Source organism: Streptomyces sp. NRRL F-6676 (assembly GCF_000725625.1).
Taxonomy (GTDB): Bacteria; Actinomycetota; Actinomycetes; order Streptomycetales; family Streptomycetaceae; genus Streptomyces.
In genome coordinates, this window is record NZ_JOHS01000033.1 from 1 (window position 1) to 18,753 (window position 18,753).

An 18,753-nucleotide genomic window follows, 5' to 3' on the forward strand; every position below is an offset into this window, starting at 1 on the left:
CCCCCCCCCCAGCCGCCCCGCAGGGGCTGAGCCGCCTCCGTCAGGACGCGCGCCGTTCCGGCGTGGGGTCGATCTCCACGCCGCCCGCGTCGCCGAATGTCAGGCGGCAGGTGTCCGCCCGGTACGTGGCGACCGATACCGCCGCTGTGCGGCCGGCCGCGTAGAAGCGGGTGGTGACGACCAGGACCGGCGAGCCGGGGAGCCGGTCGAGTTCCTTCGCGTCCTCCGCGCTCGCGGAGCCGAGCTCCACCGCGCGGTACTCGCCCTCCAGTTCCAGCCGGTGCAGCTCGCGCAGCACCGCACGCGCGCGGGCCGCGCCGGAGGGGGCGTCGATGCCCGAGAGGGCGGGCACGGAGGCCTCCGGGACGTACAGCAGTTCGGCGGCCACGGGCTGGCCGTGCGACACCCGGGTGCGTCGTACCGTGTGGACGTCCTCGTCGCGCCCGGTCTCCAGCAGTTCCGTCACCGCGGCCGGCGCCGGGGCGGCCTGGCAGTCGACGGCCTGCCAGGCGTCGTCCCCCTCGCCCGGCCAGGTCTGTTCCTCGGAGCCGACGGCCACCCCCATGCGCGGCGGCGCGACCGTCGTGCCGACGCCCCGGCGGCGCTGGAGCCTGCCCTCCAGTTCGAGCTGCTCGAGCGCCTGCCGCAACGTGGCCCGGGCGACGCCGAAACGCGCCGCCAGATCACGCTCGTTGGGCAGGATCTCGCCCACCGAGAACTCCGAGTCGAGCGCCTCCGTGAGCACGTTCTTCAGATGCCAGTACTTCGGCTCCGGCACCGTCTCCAGCTGCGTGGTCCCCACCCTGTCCTCCGCATTCGCCGTGACCCGGCGGCGTTTTGGCGCCCTTGTTTATTAAAGGTTGTTGCACTTCTCTGGACCATAAAACGGTCCCCACCCTTGGTCAAGACCAATCGGGCAACCCGGGAAATTCCCGGAGACTCGCGCTCGGCGCGGCCCGCCGGGCGTGCGCGCCTCCGGCATGGAAGACGTCGTCGACGCCCGCCAGGTCCCCCCACCCCACGAATTGCCGGCCCGGCCCCCTCCGGCACGCGCCCATCCCACCGTGCCGCCACCCAACGTGTCCAGGTGTCCACGAACGAGTGACCGGACATCGCCGTTGGTTGCGCGCGGTTCACGCCAACCAGGGGCTACCCGTCAGTAGCCGCTGCTGACAAGCTGTCTACGAGGTCGACCGCCCACAGACAAGGAGCAGCAGCATGGCCACGGTGTCCTTCGACGTCCCCTCGCCCCACGGTCCCCGCACCCTCACCCTCTCCTACGCGCGCGTGGGCACCGGTGAGCCGCTTCTGCTGCTGCACGGCATCGGGCACCACCGGCAGGCCTGGGACCCGGTCGTCGACATCCTGGCCACCGAGCGGGACGTCATAGCCGTCGACCTCCCCGGCTTCGGCGCCTCCGACCCGCTGCCCGACGGCCTGCGGCACGACCTGCCGACCGTGAAACCGCGCTCGGCGCGCTCTGCGAGGCACTGGGCCTCGACCGCCCGCACGTCGCCGGGAACTCGCTGGGCGGTCTGCTCGCCCTGGAGCTGGGCCGCGAGAAGCGCGTACGGTCCGTCACCGCGCTGTCCCCCGCCGGGTTCTGGACGCCGGTCGAACGGCGGTACGCCTTCGGGATCCTGGCGGCGATGCGGCAGGCGGCGCGGCGGCTGCCGCTGCCGGTGGTGGAACGGCTGTCGCGGTCCGCGGCCGGGCGCACGGTGCTGACCAGCACCATCTACGCCCGCCCCGGCCGCCGTTCGCCCGAGGCCGTCGTCGCCGAGACACTCGCCCTGGCCCGCGCGCAGGGGTTCACCGAGACCCTGCGCGCGGGCGCCACCGTGCAGTTCACGGACGACCTCCCCGACCTGCCCGTCACCGTGGCCTGGGGCACCAAGGACCGGCTGCTGGTCCGCCGCCAGGGCGTCCGGGCCAAGCAGATCATCCCCGGCGCCCGGCTGGTCCGGCTGCCCGGCTGCGGCCACGTCCCGATGAACGACGATCCGGCGCTGGTCGCCCGCATCCTGCTGGACGGCAGCCGCTGAGGGCACGGCGAGCCGTCGGCCCGCACGCACCGCTCCGTTGTTCACTTGGCGTTAGCGCGGGCGCCGTGGGGCGCCAGTAGTTGTGGCTGTGCCCATCGGCCGTGCCTCGGCCGTGCCCACCGGTCGTACGCGTCGGCCGTGCCCCTCAGCCGTACCCGCCGGCCGTGCCCGTCGCCCGAGAGCCTCCCCAGGAGGGACCCGTCATGCCACACCTCCCGTCACCGGCCCGCCGCAGCGTGCTGCGCGGTGCGCTCGCCGTCTCCGCCGCCTCCGCCGTGCCCACCGCGCTCGGCGCGGCGCCGGCCTTCGCCCGGTCCGGGCGGCCGGCGGCCTCCTGGGGCGTGCAGGCCGGGGACGTCACCGCGCACTCCGGGCTGATCTGGGTCCGCTCGGACCGCCCTGCCCGGATGATCGTCGAGACCGCCGCCACCGAATCCTTCCGCGGTGCGCACCGCTGGCACGGCCCGCTCCTGGGCCCCGGCACCGACCTCACCGGCACCACCCGGCTGCACGGACTGCCCGCCGGCGAGCAGATCCACTACCGGGTGCTGCTCGCCGACCCGGACGATCCGCGCCGCACCGGCGAGCCGGTGACCGGCACCTTCCGCACCACCCCGGCGGGGCGCCGGCGCGGGGTGCGGTTCCTGTGGTCGGGCGACCTCGCGGGCCAGGGCTGGGGCATCAATCCGGACCTGGGCGGCTACCGCATCTACGACGCGATGGCGAGACTGGACCCGGACTTCTTCCTGTGCAGCGGCGACAACATCTACGCCGACGGGCCGATCTCCGCCACCGCCACCCTCCCCGACGGCTCCACCTGGCGGAACATCACCACGGAGGAGAAGTCCAAGGTCGCGGAGACGCTGGCCGAGTACCGCGGCAACTTCCGCTACAACCTGCTCGACGACAACCTGCGCCGGTTCAACGCGCAGGTGCCCTCGATCGTCCAGTGGGACGACCACGAGGTGCGCAACAACTGGTATCCGGGCGAGGTGATCGCCGACTCGGTGACCGCGTACACCGAGAAGCGCCTGGACGTGCTCGCCGCCCGCGCCCGTCGCGCGTTCAGCGAGTACTTCCCGCTCTCCACGCTGTCGCCGGGCGACCGGAACGGCCGGGTGTACCGGGTCATGCGGCACGGCCCGCTGCTCGACGTGTTCGTCCTCGACATGCGCACCTACCGCAACGCCAACTCCCCGGACGCCCAGGCCACCGACCCGGTCGGCATCATGGGGGCCGAGCAACTGGCCTGGCTAAAGCGGGAGCTGAAGCGGTCGAGGGCGGTGTGGAAGGTGATCGCCGCGGACATGCCGCTCGGCCTGGTCGTGCCGGACACCACCGAGGGACGGCCGAACTACGAAGCGGTCGCGCAGGGCGACCCCGGCAAGCCGCTCGGGCGGGAGTTGCAGATCGCCGAGCTGCTGCGGTACGTCAAGCACCAGCGGATCACCGGCACGGTGTGGCTGACGGCGGACGTGCACCACACCTCGGCGCAGCACTACCAGCCCTCGCGGGCCGCGTTCACCGATTTCGAGCCGTTCTGGGAGTTCGTCTCGGGTCCGCTCAACGCGGGCGCGTTCCCGGCGAGCGACCTGGACGGCACGTTCGGCCCGGAGCGGGTCTTCGTGAAGGCGCCCACCGCGTCGAACGTGTCACCGGCGGAGGGCTACCAGTTCTTCGGCGAGGTCGACATCGACGGCGGCAGCGGGGAGTTGACGGTCCGGCTGCGTGAGCAGGACGGCAGTGTGCTGTTCACGCAGGTGTTGCAGCCGGGTCTGGTCGGTCAGTGACGCGTCGGCGCCCGGCGGGGCGGCGGCTCGCGTAGTCTCGGTCGTCACGTCGCGCACCGGAGTCATCCCCCGGTGCGCGGCGTTCGGTTCCGGTCACGACATGCGCAATAAAGCGGACAGATCGACGCTTTACCGCACAGTCACAGAGCGTTCGTGATCACGCAACACGTTTCCTCCACAGTGGTCCTATGACACCGGACTTGTCGAACCTGTCGAAGGCAACGCGCACGAGGAACGGGCGTCCCGTCCACCACTGGCGGCGGGACCTCGTCGAGCTGGCGGCGCTGTTCACGGCGGTCGCCGTGGCCGACGCCGTCGCCAACACGGTGGGGCACGGGCCGGACGGGCCCATGCTGCTCGTCCTCTCCGCCGTGGGCCTGGTCGCCACGGCCGTCTTCCACGTGTGGTGGTCACGCCGCCACGGTCACGCCCCGCCCAGTGGCGATACCGGCGCCCGGCCGCCCGCCCCCGGCGGTGCGGAGCGGGCCGGGCCGACCGGGTCCGACGCGGTGGCCGAGGCCACCGGGGCGGCCGCGCTGTGGCGGATGCGGACGACGGTACGGGACGAGCCGGGCGCGCTCGCCGCGCTGTGCGCCGCGCTGGCCGGGCACGGCGTCGACATCCTGAGCCTGCAAACGCATCCGCTGGCCGAGGGCGTCGTCGACGAGTTCCTGCTGCGCGGCCCCGCCGGGCTGACCGCCGCCGAGGTCACCCGGTCGGTGGCGGCGGCCGGCGGGCGGGGCACCTGGATCGAGCGCGCCGACGCCCACGATCTGGTGGACGCCCCCGCCCGGGTACTCGCCCTGGCCACCCGTACGGCCCTGGACGCGGCGGAACTCCCGCTCGCGCTGCGGCAGTTGCTGGGCCGCTGCACCATCCGCTCCATGCCCGCCGGCGCCGCCGGACGCGCCGTGCAGGACACGCCGGTGGAGGGCACCCTGGAGGAGACCGTCATGCGGCTGCGGGCGCCGGAGGGCGGAGTGATCACCGTGGAGCGGCCGTTTCCGCCGTTCACGCCGACGGAGTTCGCCCGGGCCCGGGCCCTGGTCGAACTGGACGCGCGGCTCGGCCCCCGGGTGCCGGACGGGCAGGACGTGCTCACGCTGCCCGAGGGCAACGCGCTCACCGTGCGCCGGGCCGACGTCTCCGACCTGCCGGCGGCCCGGGCGATGCACGAGCGCTGCTCGGCGCACACGCTGCGCATGCGGTACCACGGCCCGGTCGGCGACGCCGACCGCTACCTCGACCACCTGCTCAGCCCCCGGTTCGGCCGCACGCTGGCGGCCCGCACCGCGTCGGGGCGGATCGTCGGGCTCGGCCATCTGCTGTGGGACGGCGACGAGACGGAGGTCGCGCTGCTGGTCGAGGACGCCTGGCAGCGGCGGGGCGTCGGCGGCCTGCTCCTCGGGCGGCTGGTCGCGATGGCGGTGGAGGCGGGCTGCGAGAACGTGTACGCCGTGACCCAGGCGTCCAACACGGGCATGGTCGCCGCGATGCGGGCGCTGGGGCTGCCCCTCGACTACCAGGTCGAGGAGGGCACCCTCGTCGTCACCGCCCGCCTGGCGGCGGCCCCGGCGGTCGCCCACGACACGGCGGGGGCGCACGGCGACGGGGCCGTACGGGACTGACCCGGCTGGTGCGGCCCCGGCTCGGCCGGAGGCCGCACCGCCGTCACCCCGGGTCGGCCCGGGGCGGCACCACTCTCACCACGGGTGCGGCCCGGGGCCTCACCGCCGTCACTGCGGGGCCGCCCCGGGCCACACCCGTCACCGCAGGTCCGCCCGGGCCACCCCGCCGTCACCACAGGCCCGCCCGAGGCCGCACCCGTCACCACAGGTCCCGCCCGAGGCCGCACCCGTCACCGCAGGTCCCGCCCGAGCCCGCACCACTCTCACCACAGGCCCGCCCGGGGCCGCACCCGTCACCACAGGCCCCGCCCGAGCCCGCACCACTCTCACCGCAGGCCCGCCCGGGCCGGACCGCCGTCACCGCGCGGTTTCGCGGCCCGCCGCGATGCGTTCCTCCCCCGCGCCGGCCCCCAGCGCGCCGTCCAGATCCGTCCACAGATCCTCGACGTCCTCCAGGCCGACCGACAGCCGCAGCAGCCGGTCGGTGACGCCGGCGTCCCGGCGGTCCCCCGCGTCGACGATGCGGTGGCTGATCGACGCCGGGTGCTGGATCAGCGTGTCGACGCTGCCCAGGCTCACCGCCGGGGTGATCAGCCGGACCCCGGCGATCACCTCGTGCGGGTCGCCGTGCACCTCGAAGGCGATCATCGCGCCGCCGATGCGCGGATAGCGGACGCGGGCCACGCGCGGGTCGGCCGCGAGCCGCCGGGCCAGTTCCGCGGCGGTGGCGGACGCCGCCCGCACCCGTACCGGCAGCGTCGACAGGCCCCGCAGCAGCAGATAACCGGCCAGCGGATGCAGGACACCGCCCGTGGCGAACCGGATCTGCCGCAGCCGCCGGGCGGACTCCTCGTCGCACGCGACGACCCCGCCCATCACGTCGCCGTGCCCGCCGAGGTACTTGGTCGCGCTGTGCAGCACCAGCCGCGCCCCCTGCCCGGCGGGCCGCTGGAGCACGGGCGTGGCGAAGGTGTTGTCGACGAGCAGCGGCACGGAACCGCACGCGTGGGCGACGGCCCGCAGGTCGGCCTCGGCGAGCGTGGGGTTGGCCGGGGTCTCGATCATCACGAGCCCGGTGTCGGGGCGCAGCGCGTCCGCGATGCCGGCCGGGTCGGTCCAGGTCACCTCGGAGCCCAGCAGCCCGGCGGTGAGCAGATGGTCGCTGCACCCGTACAGCGGCCGTACGGCGACGACGTGCCGCAGCCCGGCCGCGCCCCGGGCGAGCAGGACGGCGCTGAGCGCGGCCATTCCGGTGGCGAAGGCGACCGCGCTCTCGGTCCCCTCCAGCCGGGCGAGCGCGTGTTCGAACCGGGCGACGGTCGGGTTGCCGAGCCGCCCGTACACCGGCGGCCCCTCCGGCTCCGCGCCCTCCGCGGCGAAGGCGTCGATGCGGGCGGCCTCGCCCCGGCTGTCGGCGCTGGGATAGGTGGTGGACAGGTCGAGGGGCGGGGCGTGCAGCCCCAGGGCGGCGAGGTCCTCCCGTCCGGCGTGCACCGCCTCGGTGTCCGGGGACCGGGCGGGGAGGGGAACGGCGGAGAGGGCGTGCTCGTGCCGCCGCGGGCCGTCGTACGTGTCACGCGTACCGAAGTCCATGCACGGCAGACTGAACAGCGGCCGGACTTTCGAGGGATGACTCCGTGCTACGTTCGCCGCATGTCCGATTCCGTCGTACTGGATCCGGTGGACCTCCATCTGCTGCGGCTGTTGCAGAACGACGCCCGGACCCCCTACCGGGACCTCGCCGCACAGGTCGGGGTGGCGCCGTCGACCTGTCTGGACCGGGTGAACCGGCTGCGCCGCTCGGGGGTGATCGTCGGCCACCGGCTGCGGCTGGATGTGGCCAGGCTGGGGCGCGGGCTCCAGGCCCTGCTGTCGGTGCAGGTCAGGCCGCACCGGCGGGAGCTGGTGGGGCCGTTCGTCGAACGGATCCGGGCACTGCCGGAGGCGCTGACGGTCTTCCACCTCACCGGACCCGACGACTACCTCGTGCATGTCGCCGTCGCGGACATGGCCGATCTGCAACGGCTGGTCCTGGACGAGTTCACGGCCCGCCGTGAGGTGGCCCGGGTGGAGACCCGGCTGATCTTCCAGCAGTGGGAGTGCGGACCGCTCCTGCCGCCCAGGCGCGAGGCGCCGTCGGGGCCGACCGCACGGGGATGAGTTCCGGGCAGTACGGACGGAGAGACACCGGCCCCCTGCTGACGCGGGCGGTCCTTCCGTACGAGGATGGTCCGCATGTCTGACACCAACAGCCAGCTGCCCCGTCAGGTCGCCGACGCCTACGTCGACGCCCTCGTCCTCCTCGACCCCGTCACCGGCACCTATCTGGGTGTGAAGGAGAGTTCGAGCAGACTTCCGGACACCTCCCCCGCGGGGCAGGAGGCCCTCGCGGAGCTGGCGCGGGAGACCCTCGCGCGGCTCGACGAGGCGGAGCGCCTGCCGGGCGCGGACAGTGACATCGAGCGCCGGTGCGCGCGCCTGCTGCGCGAGCGGCTCACCGCCGAACTCGCCGTGCACGAGGCCGACGAGGGCCTGCGCGCGGTCAGCAACATCCACTCCCCCATCCATTCGATCCGCGACATCTTCACGCTGACGCCGACCGAGACCGAGGAGGACTGGGCGGCCGTCGCCGAGCGCCTGCGCGCGGTTCCGGCCGCGTTCGACGGCTACCGGGAGTCCCTCGCGCTCGGTCTGGAGCGCAAGCTGTACGGGGGCCCGCGCCCGGCCGCGACCTTCGTCGGACAGCTCACGGAGTGGGCGGACACCGGAGCGGGGCGCGGCTGGTTCGAGGACTTCGCCGCCGCCGGCCCCGAGGCGCTGCGCGCGGAGCTGGACACGGCGGCCCGCGGGGCGACCGCGGCCGTCGTCGCACTGCGCGACTGGATGCGGGACGTGTACGTGCCCACCATCGAGGGCGCGCCGGACACGGTGGGCCGGGAGCGGTACGCGCGCTGGGCGCGCTACTTCAACGGCACCGACCAGGACCTCGACGAGGCGTACGCGTACGGCTGGTCGGAGTTCCACCGGCTGCTCGGCGAGATGCGGCAGGAGGCGGAGAAGATCCTGCCCGGCGCCGAGACCCCCTGGGTGGCGCTCGCGCACCTGGACGCGCACGGCACGCACATCGAGGGCGTCGAGGAGGTGCGCACCTGGCTGCAAGGGCTGATGGACGAGGCGATCGAGGCGCTGGACGGCACGCACTTCGAACTCGCCGAGCGGGTGCGCCGGGTGGAGTCCCGCATCGCCCCGCCGGGCAGCGCGGCGGCCCCCTACTACAGCGCGCCGTCGCCGGACTTCTCCCGGCCCGGGCGGACCTGGCTGCCCACGATGGGGCAGACCCGGTTCCCCGTCTACGACCTGGTCTCCACCTGGTACCACGAGGGCGTGCCGGGCCATCACCTCCAGCTCGCCCAGTGGGCGCACGTCGCCGACGACCTCTCGCGCTACCAGGCGACCATCGGCGGGGTCAGCGCCAACATGGAGGGGTGGGCGCTGTACGCGGAGCGGCTGATGGACGAACTCGGGTTCCTCACCGACGCCGAGCGGCGGCTGGGATATCTGGACGCCCAGATGATGCGGGCGGCGCGGGTCATCGTCGACATCGGCATGCACCTGGAGCTGGAGATCCCGGCGGACTCGCCGTTCCATCCGGGTGAGCGGTGGACGCCGGAGCTGGCGCAGGAGTTCTTCGGGGCGCACAGCAGCCGGCCGGCGGACTTCGTGGAGAGCGAGCTGACGCGGTATCTGTCGATGCCGGGGCAGGCGATCGGGTACAAGTTGGGTGAGCGGGCGTGGTTGCTCGGCCGGGAGGCCGCGCGGAAGCGGCGCGGGGACGCCTTCGACGCGAAGGCGTGGCACATGGCCGCGTTGTCCCAGGGGTCGCTGGGGCTGGACGATCTGGTGGACGAGTTGTCGCGGCTGTGAGGCGGAGGGTGCGGCGGGGGAGTTGTCTCGCCCCCGCCGCCCCTTCCCGTCCCAACCCGGGGGCAAGCCCCCGGACCCCCAGAAGATGCGCGGTTCTCCGCGCCCCTCGCCCCTGACAGGCGCGCGGGGAACTGTGCGACAAGCCACGACGCACCCGCAGCCGCCGACACCGCTCAACCCACCCCCCGGTGGCGCACCCTCGACCCCGTCCGCTCCTTGACCACCTCCAGCTGCGCGTGCACCCGGCGGCGCAGATCGGGGACGTGACTGACGATGCCCACGCTGCGGTCGCGTTCGCGCAGGGCGTCCAGGACGTCGAGGACCTCGTCGAGGGTCTGGTCGTCGAGGCTGCCGAAGCCCTCGTCGATGAAGAGGGTGTCGAGCCGCACTCCCCCGGCCTCGTCGGTGACGACGTCGGCGAGGCCGAGGGCCAGCGCGAGGGACGCGAAGAACGTCTCGCCGCCCGAGAGCGTGGCGGTGTCGCGTTCGCGGCCGGTCCACGCGTCCACGACGTGCAGTCCGAGGCCGCTGCGGCCGCGCCCGGAACGGTCGTCGGAGTGGACCAGCGTGTACCGCCCGGACGACATCCGCCCCAGCCGTACGGTCGCGGCGGCGGCCACCTGTTCGAGACGGGCGGCGAGTACGTACGACTCCAGCCGCATCCTCCGTTCGTTGTCCGCGGAGGTGCCCGCGGTGAGGGAGGCGAGGCGGGCCACCCGGTCGTAGGCGTCGCGCAGCGGGGCCAGCCGGCGCACCGCGGTGGCGGCGTGCGCGGAGAGCCGGTCGAGCTCGGCGCACCGCCGGGCCGCCGCGTCCCGTGCGGAGGCGGCCTGCTGGAGGCGCCGGCCGGCTCGCTCGGCGGCCCGCTCGGCGGAGTCGACGTCGGCGGCCGGGCGTCGGGCGGCGGCCGCGGTCTCCGGTTCGGCGAGCACCGCGCGCACGGCGGCCTCCTCCTGCTGCCTGACGTCCAGGCGCCGTTGCAGCGCGCGGTGGGCGTCGTCGTCGAGGAGGGCGGCGGCCGCCTCGGCCGGGTTGTCGAAGCCGGCCCGGAACGCGGCGTCCGCGAGGCGGGCGTCGGCGGTCTTCAGCCGCTGCGCGGTGTCGTCCGCCACACGGGCCGCCTCGGCCGCCTCAGTGAGCCGGGCGCCCTCGCGCTCCAGTTGGGCGGCGCGCGCGGCGACGCTGCCGGCGTCCCCACTGGCGCGGGACACCTCCTGCTCCAGCGCGGTCCGTTCGCGCTCCAGCGCGTCCCGGCGGGAGACCCGGGCGGCGGCGCGCAGGGCGGCCCGCTCCCGGGCGGCATCGCGGCGTTCGCGCTCCTGTTCGGCCCGGCGCAGCTCCTCCTGAGCGGGGTGCAGCGATGAGGCGGCGTCCCGGGCTCGCGTGTACTGGCTATCCAACTCGGCCGATCGGTGCGCGAGTTCGTCGACGGGGGTGTCGCCGGCCTCGGCTCCGGCGGCGGCCAGCGACTCGCGCAGGGAGCCGTGCCTTCGTTCGTCCTCGGCGCGCTCCTGCTCCGCCCGCCGGTACTCCGCGAGTGCCCGCTCCTCGGTCTCCCGGTCGACGTGGCCGGCGTCCTTGCGGGCGGGCGCGGGGTGGTCGGTGGCGCCGCAGACCGCGCAGGGTTCGCCGTCGGCGAGGCCGGCGGCGAGTTCGGCGGCGATGCCGCGCAGCCGCTGTTCCTTCAGGGTGAGCCAGTGCTCGTGGGCCTCGGCGGCACGCTCCCGGGAGGCGAGGGCGCGGGCGGCCGCCGCCTCGGTGTCGCGGGCGAGCCGGTCGCGCAGCCGGGCGGCGTCGAGCCGGGCGCGGGCCGGTTCGCGCTGGACGGCAAGCTGTTCGGCCCTGGTCGCGGCCTCCTGCGCGGCGTCGATCCGGCCCTGGAGTTCCTCGCGGACCGTCTCCCAGTCGGCGAGCCAGCTCTCGGCGTCCTGGAGTTCGGCGTCGTCGGCCGACTCCTCGCGGTCCAGCGCCGTCTGCTCGGTGGCGAGTTCGGTGAGCCGGTGTTCCGCGCGGCGGGCCGACTCCAGTTCCCCGCGCTCCTCGGCGGCCCGCCGGGAGGCGGCGGCGAGCCCGGAGGCATCCAGCCCGGCGAGGGGTTCCGGGAGCACGGCACGCGCGGCCGTCTCCGCCCGGGCCGCGTGCGCGTGCTCGCGCTCGGCGGCCTCCCGCAGGTCGAGCGCCGGGGCGACCGCCTCGGCCTTGCGGGACCGTTCCATCCGCAGCCGGTCCTGCTCGGCGGCGTCGGCGTGCTCCCGGAGGCGGACGGCCCGCTCCTCGGCCTCCGCGAACCGGCGTTGCAGTCCGGCCAGTCGGCGGGCCTCCTCCAGCGCGCGGGCGGTGGCGACGGCGGCCGTCCCGGCGGCGGTGTGGGCGCAGGTCGCGATCGTGAGCCGTTCGCGGGCGGTGGTGCGGGCGAGCGCGGCCCAGGTCAGCACCGCCTCGGCGAGCCCCGGGTCGCCCGGGGTCAGCTCCGGCGGCGGGGTACCGTCGCCCGCCGCCTGCTGCATGCGGTGGGCGTCCGCGAGCAGCGCGGCGTCTCCCTCGCGCACGTCGGCCTCGGCGGCGCGCCGGCGTTCGGCGAGCCGCTTCTCGACGTCGGCGAAGCGGCGGGTGTCGAACAGCCGCCCGAGCAGCCGGCCGCGGGCCTCGGCGTCGGCGCGCAGGAACCGCGCGAAGTCGCCCTGGGGCAGCAGCACCACCTGGCAGAACTGTTCCCGGCTCATGCCGAGGAGCTGGGTGATCTCCTCGCCGATCTCCTGGTGGGAGCGGCTGAGGTCCTTCCACGCGGCGGCCCGGGTGTCGTATTCGCGCAGCCAGGACTGTGCCTTGTCGGTGGTCGTGCCCGTGCCGCGCTTCTTGGGGCGGGCCCAGGGCGGCTGCCGGGTGATCTCCAGGCGGCGGCCGGCGACGGTGAGGTCGAGCCGGACCTCGGTACGGGTGCCGGGCGGGGCGTGGTCGCTGCGCAGGGTGAGGCCCTGGCCGCTCTGCCGGGCGCCGGGCACGGCCCCGTAGAGCGCGTAGCAGACCGCGTCCAGGACGGAGGTCTTGCCGGCGCCGGTCGGTCCGTGCAGCAGGAAGAGCCCGGCGGCCGAGAGGGCGTCGAAGTCGATGCTCTGGGTGGTGCCGAAGGGCCCGAAGGCCGTGATGTCCAGCCGGTGCAGCCTCATCGGCTCCCCCTCCCCCGTGACAGTGCCGGTGCCGGTGCCGTGGTGTCCCCGTGTGTCCCGGTGGTCATGGGGCGACCTCCCGGACCGTGGCCTCGGCGCGTACGGCGTCGAACGCGTCCTGGAGGACGAGCCGTTCGCGGTCATCGGGGGCGGCGCCGCGCACATGGGTCACGAAGTCCTCCGCGATCTCCTGGTCGGAGCGGCCGGCCAGCCGGCGGGCGTAGCTGACGCCGGGTTCCTCGGGGGCGCGGTCCGGGTCGAAGACGAGGCTGAGGGTGTGCGGGAACCGCTCGGTGAGCCGGGCCATGGGCTCGACGGGGCGGACCGGGTCGGTGAGGGTGGCCTCCACCCATGCCTCCTGGTGCCGGGCCAGTTCCGTGTCGGCGAGCAGTTCCTCCAGGCGGCCGCGGATCCGGGCGAGCGGGCGCGGCACCGGGCAGTCGACGCGCTCGGCGGTGACCGCTCCGTCCGCGCCGAGGTCGATGAGCCACATGCTCTTGCGGTGGCCGGACTCGGAGAAGGAGTACGGCAGCGGGGAGCCGGAGTAGCGGACGCGGGCGGTGAGCGTCTGGCTGCCGTGCAGATGGCCGAGGGCCACGTAGTCGACGCCGTCGAAGACCCCGGCGGGGACGGAGGCGACGCCGCCGACGGTGATGTCCCGTTCGCTGTCGCTGGCCTCGCCGCCGGTGACGAACGCGTGTGCGAGGACGACGGAGCGGGTGCCGGCGGGGCGGGCGGCGAGGTCGGCGCGGACCCGGTCCATGGCGGCGGCGAGCACCTGTTCGTGCCCGGCCTTCTCGACGCCGAACTGCTCGCGCACCAGGGCCGGTTCGAGGTAGGGCAGGCCGTAGAAGGCGACGTCCCCGTGGGCGTCGGCGAGGATCACCGGGGTGCCGCAGGCGGCGGGATCGGTGCGCAGATGTATGCCGGCCCGGCCGATGAGCCCGGCGCCGACACCGAGCCGGCGGGCCGAGTCGTGGTTGCCGGAGATCATCACCGTGGGCACACCGGCGTCGGCGAGGCGGTGCAGGGCGTCGTCGAACAGCTCCACGGCGGCCAGCGGCGGCACCGCGCGGTCGTACACGTCCCCCGACACGACCACCGCGTCGACCGCGCGCTCGCGCACGGTCGCGACCAGGTGAGAGACGAACCCGGCCTGGGCGTCGAGCATGTTCACCCGGTGGAACGCCCGGCCGAGATGCCAGTCGGACGTGTGCAGAAGCCTCATGATCCCCGAGACTAACGGGAGGGTACGACAACGCGGGCGGCTACTCCCGTATCGGACCGATATGCCCGACTCGTGGGACCCTTACGCCCCGACCGCCCCAACAGCCGCCGGATTTGCGCCCTTTGTCCGGCTATGCCGCCCCGTAGGCCTCTCCGCCCAGCTCGAAGTGGGCGGTTCCGGCGGTGAGGTCGGCGAGCCAGGCGCGGAAGGCGTCCACGTCGGCGTCCGGCAGCCCGATCTCCAGGGCGACGGCCTGCCCGTAGCGGACGTCGCGCACCTCGCGCCCGGTGGCCAGCAGCTCGTGTCGCACCTTGCCGGCGCGCTGGTGGTCGACGGTGACGGTGGCGAGCCGGAAGCGGCGCCGGGTGACCGTGCCGAGCGCGTCGAGGGCCTCGCCGACGGCACCGCCGTACGCCCGGATCAGTCCGCCCGCGCCGAGCTTGACGCCGCCGTAGTACCGGGTGACGACGGCGACGGCGTACCGCAGGTCGCGGCGCAGCAGCATCTGTAGCATCGGGACGCCCGCGGTGCCGCCCGGTTCGCCGTCGTCGCTCGCCTTCTGCACGGAGGCGTCGGCACCGATGACGTAGGCGAAACAGTTGTGCGTGGCGTCGGCGTGCTCCTTGCGGACGGCGGCGACGAACTCCTGCGCCTCCCGCTCGGTGGCCGCGGGGGCGAGGGCGCACAGGAAGCGCGAGCGGTTGACCTCGGTCTCGTGCACGCCGGGGTGGGCGATCGTGCGGTACTCGTCCTGCATACGAGCAGCCTATGCGGTGGTCGTACCGCTCCCCCGGGGTCCGTCAGCCCCAGGCGCCGATCTCCCGGGTCAGCTCCAGGCCGAGCAGCCGGTCGGCGTAGGCGTACGACTCGAAGCGGGCGCCCGGCGGCACGTCCTCGGCCTCCTCCAGGCGTCGCAGCACCTCCAGGGCGGCGGGCAGGTCGAGATCGTCCTCCCAGGCGGCACGCAGTTGCCGCCGCACGGCGTCGGGGACGGGCCGGGAGGGGTGGTCCGCCCAGCCCGCGACCGAGCGGCGCCACCGGGCGAGCGTCTGCTGCGCCGTTGCCAGCGCACCGGTGCCCAGCTCCGCGGTGAGCCCCCGGGGGATGGTCAGCAGGGCGAGGCGGAGAGCGATGGGGTCGGGGGTGCCGGAGGGCTCGCCGGCGGGGGCCACCTCCAGGTGCGGTCCGTCCCCGGGGGCCGGCTGCCCGGCGCCGCGCACGTGCAGGACGCGGCCTCCGGGCGGGGCCTCGGGCTCGGCGCGCCGGATCCCGAGCGCGTCGGCCCGGGCCCGCAGCTCCGGACCCGGACGGGCGACGGTGAGGGAGAGGCCGCCGTCGAGGTCCAGGGCACGCGCCAGCACGTCCGCCACGAGCAGCAGCCGCAGGGCGGAGGCGTCCGCACCCGCCGCATGGACATGGACGCGGGTCAGCCCGCGCGGAAGATCGGTGGGTTCGCCGCTCCGGGCGTCGGTGATGTGCAGCACGGGGCCGAGCCTAAGGGCTGTCCCGTAATCCCTGGTGGATCAGCGTGCGGCGTCAGATGCGGTGCATCGCAAGGCGGAGGGGTGCCCGGATACTGGATGTATCCGGGGTGCTCCCCGTCGTTGCGCGTCACAGGCGTGTTCTCGTGCCGCACACCGTGTCACGCACCGCCCCGACGTCGAAGGAGCCCCACGTGTACGGCGACAGCGCAACCATCCGCAGGATCCTCACGGAGCTGGGCGACACCTGGGCGGTCGTCGGTCTGTCGACCAACCAGAACCGGGCGGCGTACGGCGTGGCCGGGGTGCTTCAGCGGTTCGGCAAGCGGATCGTGCCGGTGCACCCCAAGGCCGAGACGGTCCACGGCGAGCGGGGATACCCCTCGCTGGAGGCGATCCCGTTCCCGGTGGACGTGGTGGACGTGTTCGTCAACAGCGAGCTGGCGGGCCCGGTCGCCGACCAGGCGGTCGCGATCGGCGCCAAGGGTGTCTGGTTCCAGCTCGACGTGATCGACGAGGAGGCGTACGCGCGCACCCGTGCGGCGGGTCTGGAGATGGTGATGGACCGCTGCCCGGCCATCGAGATCCCGCGCCTGGTCTGATCCGGCCGGCCTGATGCGGCCGGTCCGATGTGCCCGCCCCGATGTGCCCGGTCCGGCCCGGTCCGGGGATCAGTGGCGGTGGGGGCCCTCCCGGTGCACCGGTCCGTGCGCCCGCTCGCAGTGCGGGCCGCGCGCCGGGGCGGCGTCCCCGGGGAGCGCCACCTGCAACAGCCGCTCGGGGGCGTGGTCGACCTGGAGCGTGGTGTGCGTGATGGCGTACTCCCCCCGCAGCACCTCCTCCAGATCGCGCCGCACTTCGTGGCACTCGCCGCCCGGCTCCACCAGGACGTGCGCCGAGAGCGCCGACTGCCCCGAGGTGATCTGCCAGACGTGCAGGTCGTGCACCTCGACGACGCCGGACCGGCCGGCCAGCCGGTCGCCGAGCACGTCCGGGTCGACGTCGGCGGGGGCGGCCTCCAGGAAGATGCGCCCGGAGTCGCGCAGCAGCCCGTACGCCGCCTTCACCATGAGGGCGACGACGACGAGCGTGGCCAGCGCGTCGGCGCGGGCGAAGCCGGTCAGCACGACGACGAGCGCGGCGACGGCGGTACCGATGAAGGCGAACAGGTCGTTGAGGATGTGCTGGTAGGCGCCCTCGACGTTGAGCGAGCCGCGGTTGGCCCGGGACAGGCACCAGGTGGCGGCCACGTTCACGGCGATGCCGACGAGCGCCGTGACCAGCATCAGTCCGCCCTCGACCGCCGGCGGGGAGATGAGCCGCCGCACCGCCTCGTACGCCAGCCAGGCGCCGAGGAGCAGCAGGGTGAGGCCGTTGACCTGGGCGGACAGGATCTCCGCGCGCTTGAGCCCGTAGGTGAAGCCGCCGTGCGCGGGGCGCGCGGCCAGCCGCATGGCGACGAGCGCGAGCACGATGGACGCGGCGTCGGTGAGCATGTGGGCCGCGTCCGAGAGCAGCGCCAGCGACCCGGCGACGAGACCGACGGCGACCTCGGCGGCCATGAAGACGGTGATCAGCGCGAGCGCGGCGCCCAGCCAGCGGCGGTCGGCGTCGGCGGAGACACCGTGCGAGTGACCGGCGTGACCGCTGTGGCCGTCGTGACCGCCGCGGCTCCCGTGACCGGAGTGGCCGGCGTCACCGCCGTGCTCGCCCTGACTGACGTGGTCATGTGCGCGGACGTCGTCGTGCTGCTGCTCGTCGGGCCGGTGGTCGTGGTCGCTCATGTCGGATGCCTTCCCCCATTGCCGCGGACGCGTCGCACCCGGTCGGGGTGCGGTGCTCCGACTGCCACGCCCGGGCCGGCGGCGGCCGCCTCGCCCGGGCACCGCAGTGGGTGCCCCGACGGCAGTCAAACGCATCCGGACACGGAACGGCAAAGGCTGCACCGGTGACCGTTGTCATCTCCGTTAACACCGCCCTGACCTGCGGCGATACCGCCCGCCGACAGGACCGCGCGGAGGCGGTCCAGGAGGGGGCGCCCGCTCAGCCGGCTCCCGTGTGCCGCGCGACGAGGTCGCACCAGCCGGCCTCGACGCGCTCCAGGGGCATGCCCTCCCGGGCGACCAGGTGATCGACGAGGGAGATGTCCAGGAAGGCGAGCAGGGAGTGCGCGATCAGGTCGTGATCGCCACCGACCCTCGCCTCCCGGAGCAGCAGACGGAGGTGGCCGAGCCGCAGCCGGTAGGCCGGCACGGAGCGTTGGCGGCTGGTGTCGGCATGGGCGGCGAGGTAGATGTCGCGGTGGGCCTGCTCGTGGCGCAGCACCGCCGGGCCGAAGGCGCGCAGCCGTTCGGCGGCGGGGGCGCCTGGGCCGAGCGGCGGCGGGCCCGTGAGGAAGGCCGCCTGGAGATCGCGTTCGTGGCTGTCGAGCAGGGCGATCATGAGCCCCGCCCGGTCGCCGAACCGCCGGAACACCGTGCCCTTGCCGACCCCCGCCCCGCTGGCGACCGCCTCCATCGTGAGCTTCGCGGCACCGCGCGTGGCGACCAGGTCGGCGGCGACCTCCAGCAGCCGGGTGCTGTTGCGGACGGCGTCGGCCCGCAGCCGGGGCGCCTCGCCCACGGGTTCGAGGATCAGGTCCGCCCGGCCGGCGGGGTCGTCCCGCGACGGGCGCGGGGAGGGGAGCGGCTCGGTCATGAAAAGAAGAGTAGCGCTCCGGGAAGAGAACCGGACCGGAGTCCGTTACTACCGATGGACCACGGTCCGTTTGACACCCGGGCCTCGGCCCGCTTAGGTTGTACAACATTCAACGGACTTCGGTCCGTTTATCCCCCCGCTCGTTCTACCTGGGAGTTCCTCACCATGTCCGTTCGCATCCTCGCGCTCGTCGGCAGCCTCCGCGCCGGTTCGCACAACCGTCAGCTCGCCGAGGCCGCTGCGAAGCACGCCCCCGAAGGCGTCGAGGTGAACATCTTCGAGGGCCTGGCCGACATCCCCTTCTACAACGAGGACATCGACATCGAGGGTTCGGCGCCCGAGACCGCCACCGCCCTGCGGACGGCGATCGCCCAGGCGGACGGCCTCGTGCTGTTCTCCCCCGAGTACAACGGCACCATCCCGGCCGCGCTGAAGAACGCGATCGACTGGGCCTCCCGCCCGATGGGCGCCGGTGCCCTCGCGGGCAAGCCGGTCGCCGTGGTCGGCACCGCCTACGGCCAGTACGGCGGCGTGTGGGCGCAGGACGAGACCCGCAAGTCGGTCGGCATCGCCGGCGGCAAGGTCGTGGAGGAGGCCAAGCTCTCCATCCCGTCCTCCGTGATCCGCTTCGCCGAGCTGCACCCGGCCGACGACGCCGAGGTCGTCGAGGGCCTGGGCAAGGTCATCGACCAGCTGGTCGCCCAGTCCGGCACCGCGGCTGCCTGATCCGGCGCACGGCGCCGGCGGACACGTACGGCACCCACACGGCTGTGGGCCGGGACCGTCAGGGGTC

15 protein-coding genes and 1 pseudogene are annotated in these 18,753 nt (G+C 74.5%); 8 read left to right on the plus strand and 8 right to left on the minus strand.

Features of this window, described 5'->3' with window-relative positions; genetic code table 11:
- Positions 1 to 40: 40 nt before the first annotated feature.
- Positions 41 to 802: a GntR family transcriptional regulator gene (locus tag IO29_RS20370; protein WP_030993991.1), complete on the minus strand. Its 762-nt coding sequence runs from the start codon at positions 800 to 802 to the stop codon at positions 41 to 43.
- 416 nt (positions 803 to 1,218) lie between these two features.
- On the opposite strand from IO29_RS20370, the pseudogene IO29_RS40245 reads away from it, so the two are divergent.
- The 4 genes and pseudogenes from IO29_RS40245 to IO29_RS20385 form a co-directional block, all read left to right on the plus strand.
- Positions 1,219 to 1,377, plus strand: a pseudogene (locus tag IO29_RS40245) (alpha/beta fold hydrolase); the annotation flags it as partial.
- Positions 1,344 to 2,045 (plus strand): alpha/beta fold hydrolase, encoded by a 702-nt coding sequence (locus IO29_RS20375; RefSeq protein ID WP_234307577.1) that lies wholly within the window; start codon positions 1,344 to 1,346, stop codon positions 2,043 to 2,045. The pseudogene IO29_RS40245 and the gene IO29_RS20375, both read left to right, overlap by 34 nt.
- A 203-nt stretch (positions 2,046 to 2,248) precedes the next feature.
- Complete coding sequence (locus IO29_RS20380; RefSeq protein WP_030380965.1) at positions 2,249 to 3,835, plus strand: alkaline phosphatase D family protein; 1,587 nt, start codon at positions 2,249 to 2,251, stop codon at positions 3,833 to 3,835.
- Positions 3,836 to 4,023: 188 nt separating this feature from the next.
- Positions 4,024 to 5,463 carry a GNAT family N-acetyltransferase gene (locus IO29_RS20385; RefSeq protein ID WP_030380964.1) on the plus strand — a complete coding sequence of 480 codons (1,440 nt, stop codon included), beginning with the start codon at positions 4,024 to 4,026 and terminating at the stop codon, positions 5,461 to 5,463.
- 357 nt (positions 5,464 to 5,820) lie between these two features.
- Here the strand turns inward: IO29_RS20385 and IO29_RS20390 are convergent, their stop codons facing one another.
- Positions 5,821 to 7,056, minus strand: a complete 1,236-nt coding sequence (locus tag IO29_RS20390) for a trans-sulfuration enzyme family protein (protein ID WP_078618370.1) — start codon at positions 7,054 to 7,056, stop codon at positions 5,821 to 5,823.
- A 60-nt stretch (positions 7,057 to 7,116) separates the two neighbouring features.
- Here IO29_RS20390 and IO29_RS20395 point away from each other — a divergent pair, with 60 nt between their 5' ends.
- Both IO29_RS20395 and IO29_RS20400 read left to right on the plus strand, forming a co-directional pair.
- Positions 7,117 to 7,623, plus strand: a complete 507-nt coding sequence (locus tag IO29_RS20395) for an Lrp/AsnC family transcriptional regulator (RefSeq protein ID WP_030380967.1) — start codon at positions 7,117 to 7,119, stop codon at positions 7,621 to 7,623.
- Between the two features lie 75 nt (positions 7,624 to 7,698).
- On the plus strand, positions 7,699 to 9,387 hold the full coding sequence (locus tag IO29_RS20400) for a DUF885 domain-containing protein (protein ID WP_030380962.1): 1,689 nt from the start codon (positions 7,699 to 7,701) through the stop codon (positions 9,385 to 9,387).
- A gap of 173 nt (positions 9,388 to 9,560) precedes the next feature.
- Here IO29_RS20400 and IO29_RS20405 read toward each other — a convergent pair whose 3' ends face one another.
- The 4 genes from IO29_RS20405 to IO29_RS20420 all read right to left on the minus strand — a co-directional run bounded on the left by IO29_RS20405 (position 9,561) and on the right by IO29_RS20420 (position 15,266).
- On the minus strand, positions 9,561 to 12,554 hold the full coding sequence (locus IO29_RS20405) for an AAA family ATPase (protein WP_030380961.1): 2,994 nt from the start codon (positions 12,552 to 12,554) through the stop codon (positions 9,561 to 9,563).
- 64 nt (positions 12,555 to 12,618) lie between these two features.
- A complete protein-coding gene (locus IO29_RS20410; RefSeq protein ID WP_030380960.1) occupies positions 12,619 to 13,782 on the minus strand; it encodes an exonuclease SbcCD subunit D in 1,164 nt (387 codons plus the stop codon).
- A gap of 130 nt (positions 13,783 to 13,912) precedes the next feature.
- Positions 13,913 to 14,539, minus strand: a complete 627-nt coding sequence (locus tag IO29_RS20415) for a YigZ family protein (RefSeq protein WP_030380959.1) — start codon at positions 14,537 to 14,539, stop codon at positions 13,913 to 13,915.
- A gap of 43 nt (positions 14,540 to 14,582) precedes the next feature.
- Positions 14,583 to 15,266 (minus strand): hypothetical protein, encoded by a 684-nt coding sequence (locus IO29_RS20420; RefSeq protein WP_030993993.1) that lies wholly within the window; start codon positions 15,264 to 15,266, stop codon positions 14,583 to 14,585.
- 191 nt (positions 15,267 to 15,457) lie between these two features.
- On the opposite strand from IO29_RS20420, the gene IO29_RS20425 reads away from it, so the two are divergent.
- Positions 15,458 to 15,865: a CoA-binding protein gene (locus IO29_RS20425; protein WP_030380957.1), complete on the plus strand. Its 408-nt coding sequence runs from the start codon at positions 15,458 to 15,460 to the stop codon at positions 15,863 to 15,865.
- 69 nt (positions 15,866 to 15,934) lie between these two features.
- Here the strand turns inward: IO29_RS20425 and IO29_RS20430 are convergent, their stop codons facing one another.
- The gene (locus IO29_RS20430) at positions 15,935 to 17,047 is read right to left on the minus strand and encodes a cation diffusion facilitator family transporter (RefSeq protein WP_051707945.1); all 1,113 of its coding nucleotides are present in this window, start codon (positions 17,045 to 17,047) and stop codon (positions 15,935 to 15,937) included.
- A gap of 259 nt (positions 17,048 to 17,306) precedes the next feature.
- Positions 17,307 to 17,960: a TetR/AcrR family transcriptional regulator gene (locus tag IO29_RS20435; protein WP_030380955.1), complete on the minus strand. Its 654-nt coding sequence runs from the start codon at positions 17,958 to 17,960 to the stop codon at positions 17,307 to 17,309.
- Between the two features lie 165 nt (positions 17,961 to 18,125).
- On the opposite strand from IO29_RS20435, the gene IO29_RS20440 reads away from it, so the two are divergent.
- Positions 18,126 to 18,686 (plus strand): NADPH-dependent FMN reductase, encoded by a 561-nt coding sequence (locus IO29_RS20440; RefSeq protein ID WP_030380954.1) that lies wholly within the window; start codon positions 18,126 to 18,128, stop codon positions 18,684 to 18,686.
- Positions 18,687 to 18,753 lie beyond the last annotated feature (67 nt).